We start from the raw sequence: 1,456 nt of genomic DNA, 5'->3' as shown, positions 1-1,456 counted from the left end.
TTAGCTGACTCGATGGGAAATTCTGCTATCCCATGAGAGCGTGAAACAAGATATGGGACGCAAGAGACCGATGCGTCTTTCGTGCCATCGAGCACGTTTAGCTGACTGGTCCGAGTGCGTAGGAAGCCGAGTCTTGGGCATTACAGCCTGGCTGCCGCTTCCGGCGGCAGCCGGGAAAGCCCGAATAGGTGAATCTCTGTTTCACGCACAGGCGTCCCGGAGTGATAACCCATGTATCTTGGAATAGACATCCACAAGCGGTACGCACAGGTGGCAGTAATGGATGAAGCTGGTGAGATTGTTGAAGAGGTTCGCGTCGAGAACGCGAACCTCGATGAACTCGCCCAGCGCTACGCTGGAGCCGAAGCCGCGATCGAGGCTACCAGTAACTACTACCACATCCACGATACGCTGTCGGAACATCTGGATGTGACTGTTGCCCATCCTAGTAAACTGACGTTGATCGCTAACACGGACAAGAAGACCGATCGCGTTGATGCCAAGGAGTTGGCACGGATGGTTCGGTTAGGTTCAGTGCCAGAGAGCTACGTCCCAACCGACGAGATCAGGGAAGCCCGCGCACTCGTGCGCGGGCGACAGAAGTTGGTCGAGACCCGCACCGAGTACGCAAACAAGATCCATGGGCTGCTGTCCGATCAAGGAATCACACGCGAGATGAAACCGCTGAGTGTGTCGGGACGAGAGTCCCTACGGGACCTCTCGCTCCCGACGCCCTGGGACACGTTGTTAGCGTCGTACCTGGAGATGATCGAGACGCTCACCGAGGAGATCGAACGGCTCGAAGCTGCTATCGAAGAACGCGCTGGGTCTCTGGCAGAGACCCAGCTGCTGATGACGATTCCCGGTGTGAGCTACTACTCAGCGCTGATGATCTATGCGGAGGTGGGCGAGATAGACCGGTTTGACCGGGACAAAGAAGTGGTGAGTTACGCTGGGTTGAATCCGGTGATCCGCGAGTCAGGCGACTCGCGGATCGAGGGCGGGATATCGAAGCGGGGCTCACGGCAGTTACGATGGATCCTTGTTCAGTGTGCACGGACAGCCGTCCATACATGCGATGACGAGTATCTGAGCCGGTTCTATGATCGGTTAGCGGGAAAGAAGGGCTCGCAGAAGGCAATCGTCGCAACCGCTCGCAAGCTGCTGGTGTCTATCTACCATATGCTTGACCGAGAGGAGGTGTATGACCCGCCAGGAGTAACTGCGTGAGCGACGCCTGAGCGGCGTCGCTCACTGACGGGAGCACTGCGGTCGGTGAGCGACTGGTGAATGGACTGAGATCACAGACAGCACCGCACAGCACCGACCGCGTGAGGATAGACAGCACCGCATCCCGGCGGTTTTCCGCATCAAGCGCATCAGCAAGCAGTTCCCCGCAACAACTATACTGACAGCGGTGGTTTACTTAGCCAGCAGAATTTCCATAGGTAAAGAC

The 1,456-nt window shown here is 57.1% G+C and carries 1 protein-coding gene; it reads left to right on the top strand.

The features are described from left to right. Positions 1–231: 231 nt before the first annotated feature. Positions 232–1,230 (top strand): IS110 family transposase, encoded by a 999-nt coding sequence (locus ACQUQO_RS18175; RefSeq protein ID WP_435080058.1) that lies wholly within the window; start codon positions 232–234, stop codon positions 1,228–1,230. Positions 1,231–1,456: the final 226 nt, after the last annotated feature.

Source organism: Halococcus sp. AFM35 (assembly GCF_051195015.1).
GTDB lineage: Archaea > Halobacteriota > Halobacteria > Halobacteriales > Halococcaceae > Halococcus.
Note: the sequence above shows the minus strand (reverse complement) of the source record. Positions and strands in the feature narration are given on the sequence as shown.